2 protein-coding genes and 1 pseudogene are annotated in these 3,763 nt (G+C 59.4%); 2 read left to right on the top strand and 1 reads right to left on the bottom strand.

What is annotated here, in order from left to right; genetic code table 11:
• Window positions 1–264, top strand: a pseudogene (locus JUB11_RS32290) (IS5/IS1182 family transposase); the annotation flags it as partial.
• A 435-nt stretch (window positions 265–699) separates the two neighbouring features.
• On the opposite strand, the gene JUB11_RS32285 reads toward JUB11_RS32290, so the two are convergent.
• Window positions 700–2,334 carry an ATP-binding protein gene (locus JUB11_RS32285; RefSeq protein ID WP_247887480.1) on the bottom strand — a complete coding sequence of 545 codons (1,635 nt, stop codon included), beginning with the start codon at window positions 2,332–2,334 and terminating at the stop codon, window positions 700–702.
• A 331-nt stretch (window positions 2,335–2,665) separates the two neighbouring features.
• On the opposite strand from JUB11_RS32285, the gene JUB11_RS32280 reads away from it, so the two are divergent.
• Window positions 2,666–3,634, top strand: coding sequence for an IS5 family transposase (locus tag JUB11_RS32280; protein ID WP_207462910.1), 969 nt, complete (start codon window positions 2,666–2,668; stop codon window positions 3,632–3,634).
• Window positions 3,635–3,763 lie beyond the last annotated feature (129 nt).

Below are 3,763 nucleotides of genomic sequence, written 5' to 3'. Positions count from 1 at the left end.
AGCCCTTGCGCCGACACCAACCCGACCCAGCGGGACCAGCATCTCCGGGTCATTGCTGAGCGGGGGCGCATGAGCTGGCAGAAAACCTCGGGCTATAACGCCAGGTCTGGCGCTGAGGGAGCGATGAGCCGCTACAAGGGGATCATCGGCGACACCTTGCGCTCCCATCCCCGACCAGCGCAGAAGGTGGAAACCCGGATCGCCGTCAATGTCCTTAACCGCATGTTCGACCTCGGACGCCCGGAGTCCGTCCGCGTCGCCTGACGATCAAAGTACAAAGCCAACGCTCTGATCTCCTATCTCCATGCACCAGAGCACTCCTGGACGCCAGCGGACATCAAGCCAGCGCCTGACGGCAAGCCGCCGCGAAGCCGCCGATCGTTGGCTAAAGTCGTGGGCTGAGTGCCAGTGCAACACCGAAGTGCGATGAGCACTTGATACACAAAATGCTCCCTCTCTGCCTAAGAGGCGGGAAGGGAGCTTGCTTACTTGGGATACAAGAGATAACTACACGTCAGCAGTGACTACCGCTTTCTCAGTTCGCGGGCATTAAAATAAGGCAAGCTAAAAATCATAAGTGAGTCACATTCTCTCGTTTCTGAGAATAACAAGATAGTAATGTGCGGCGAAATGGCTTTGGGGTTTGGAATGATTGTCATGAACAACCGTCGTGTACGATTTGCACTGCGGCCATCCCACCTACTCTAACCGATCGTACCTTATTTCTCGCCCATCCTTCTCCTGGTAAACCGGCAGATAGAGAGAGAAGCGCGATCCTTTCCCGACCGTCGAAGCCACCTCTACCTCGCCGTCCAGCAGGTCCGCAATATTCCGTACAAGCGTCAGCCCGATGCCTCGACCTTCCTGGTGATGCAACTCCGTTGCCCGAAAGAACTCTTCGAAGATGGCGTTCCTCATGGCGTCAGGAATTCCAGGCCCGGTATCAATGACGTCGACGCGAAGACAATCGCCGCGCCGGCGGCAGCCGACCAGGATACCTCCAGACTGAGTATAGCGCAGAGCGTTTCCAAGCAGGTTTCGAAGCGCCCGCTCCAGAAGTGTCGGATCCGCCCTTACGATGACCGAGCAATCCACCACTTTTACTGCAAACCCTTTTGGCTCTGCGAGTGCTTCGATATCCGGCCGCAGACGCTCCAGCATGCCCCCGATGTCCACTGGTTTCGGACGGGCAACAAGAGTACCGCTTTCCATCTGAGACAGGTCCATCAGGTCCCGGAAAAATTCTGCAAGGCTGGAAATGGTGCGCTGGATGTCCTTGATGTAGCGAAGCTCCTCGCTCGTCCGGATGCCGCGGTCTAATGTGGCCAACATGAGGTTCAGGGCCTGCAACGGCTGCCGGCAATCATGGCTGACGGTCGCCAGAAAACGGGCTTTCACCTGCTGGGCCAATTCCCGCTTGGTAATCTCTTCTTCGAGGTGCTTTGTCTTTTGGCGCACGGCTTCCGCCAGATCGGCCTCATGCGCGAGAACTCGGTAAAGTAAGGCGCGCCGGTCACTGACGACAGCACCTAGCAGCAAACCAATGACGGCGTTGGTGAGGAGTAGGCTCTGCAACTCAATGGGTGGTGTTTCAGAACCAATCCACTGCACGAGTAAAGGAGGTGCTGCGTTGACAATCGGCAGCATGACAATGGCGCCCCGATTGCCGCTGATTGTCACAATCAGCGCAATGGGAATGAGGAGGAGAAATTCAGGTGCTGCTGAACTCGATACCTCTGCGGAAATCGTGAGCACCAGGGCAGTGAAGGCGATCGTGCCGACGGACATGCCCAGAAAAAGCCGAAGACTTGGAAGCTCCCATCCAGGAGCTTGCACCAGGCTTCGTTGCTGGGCCGCCCTTAAGGCGACGATGAAAAACGGAGCTGCGACCAAGACGCCTGTGGCATCTCCGATCCAGAAGCCTAACATCATCTCGACCGCCTGGTTCTCCTGTATCATGCCTTTCCAGAGATAAAGGCAGCTTGCGGCGATGGCCGAAAGTAGGGCTGCCCCGACCATGGTCGTAACCCCGAACAGTGACCGTCGAAAGGTCAGTGCGTATTGCCTAGTGCCGAGCAGATGCCTCAGCAGCAAGGCTCCGCCTCCAAAAGCGATAACCTGCCGCGCGGCCTGGGCAAGGGTCCAGACAACATCGTTCGTATCGGCGTTGGCCACCACGACGAGGAACCAGACCGGCAGGATGCGCCATCCGAATGTGAACACGAACGCAAAAGCGACGCCGGCTGCTGGATACCAGGCGCTGACATGGGGGGCGAGGTGAAACAGCGTGGATGCCTCGAAAGCCGCCTTCCAGAGCAGCCCAAAAGTCAGCATCACGCCTAAGACTCTTAACGCCTTCGCTCTTGCCTGTGTGCTTTGACCAACATTTGCCCCCGAAGCCTTCCGCTTCCTAACTCTGTGCCACCATACTGAAAACCATAGCCCCAGGCGAGACTGCGGCGACTTCCCCAAACCATGCATAAAGAGCGCAGCCCCTAACAGAAACACCCCACTGACATTTTCCACCTTCCACCATGAAGGGTTGTTATGCCAATCCCAAAGTTATCATAAAGGGTGCTGTTAGGCATTGTCGCATAAATCTGGTTCGTGCTGCCGGAGTGCGGCGCGACGGGTATAGAGACAGGTCCCGCTTCTGAGAGCCCGCATGCCGTACAAGCACCATGAACCGCGCCGTCATCGGATCCCGAAGGCGAAGTACAAGGTTGAGAACTGGGGGGAGTACAGCCGGGCACTTCGGCAACGAGGAAGCGTGACGCTCTGGGTGTCGTCCGAGGCACTCGCCGCGTGGACGCCCGCCGGCACCGGTCGGAGAGGCCGGCCGCAGGCCTACTCGGACATTGCCATTGAGACCGGGGGCATGCTGCGTCTGGCCTTTGGCCGCCCATGGCGACAGACCGAGGGGTTGCTGCGCTCCATCGTGCAGATCCTCGGCCTGGAGTTGCCGGTTCCCGATTACACGATATTGGCCCGACGCAGTGCCCGCCTGTCGCTGGCGACCGCGTTGGTGAAGCCGAACGGCCCCGTGACTGTGGTGATCGACAGCTCTGGCCTGAAGATGGTCGGAGCGGGCGAGTGGCTCTTGCAAAAGCACGGCGGAAAGCCGCGCCGGAGCTGGCGCAAGCTGCACATCGGCGTCGATCCGAACAGCGGCAACATTCTGGCCGCGGAGCTGACCACGACCGAGGACGGCGACGCCTCCCAGGTCGGTCCCTTGCTCGACCAGATCCCCGGTCAGGTCACCGCCGTTCTGGCTGATGGTGCCTACGACGGAGACTCCGTCTACCTTGCCGTTTCCGACCGGCATACTGATGCCGTGGTGATCATCCCGCCCCGCTGCACGGCGGTGCCGGGGAAGACGGCCGAGACCGCTCCCACTCAGCGCGACTGCCACATCCAGCAGATCGCCGAGATGGGCCGCATGGGCTGGCAGGCGGCGACCGGCTATGGAAAGCGCGCTCTCGTGGAGACCGCCTTCTTCCGCTACAAAGCTCTCATCGGGCGGAGCCTCCGGGCCAGGACTCTGCCTACTCAGAAGGTCGAGGCCAGGATCGCCTGCGTCGTCCTCAATCGGATGACCAGCCTCGGCATGCCGGTTTCACGCAAGATCACCTAAAAGCCAAAGGATGGGGGCAGTCTGCCCGCTGCCCGATTTGTGCAACATCTATGGACGGCCCCCACCCTGCAAGAGCGTTTTTCAACGTCACGGCCCGAGGGTCGGTTGCTGCCATCTATCCGGCCTACT

Source organism: Azospirillum sp. SYSU D00513 (assembly GCF_017356015.1).
Lineage (GTDB): Bacteria > Pseudomonadota > Alphaproteobacteria > Azospirillales > Azospirillaceae > Azospirillum.
The sequence above is the reverse complement of the archived record's forward strand: the minus strand, read 5'-3'. Positions and strand labels throughout refer to the sequence as shown.

Bases quoted from the DNA above. Each gene is read 5' to 3' on its own strand.
- JUB11_RS32280 (WP_207462910.1), top strand. From the start codon at position 2,666: ATGCCGTACAAGCACCATGAACCGCGCCGTCATCGGATCCCGAAGGCG.
- JUB11_RS32285 (WP_247887480.1), bottom strand. From the start codon at position 2,334: ATGCTGACTTTTGGGCTGCTCTGGAAGGCGGCTTTCGAGGCATCCACG.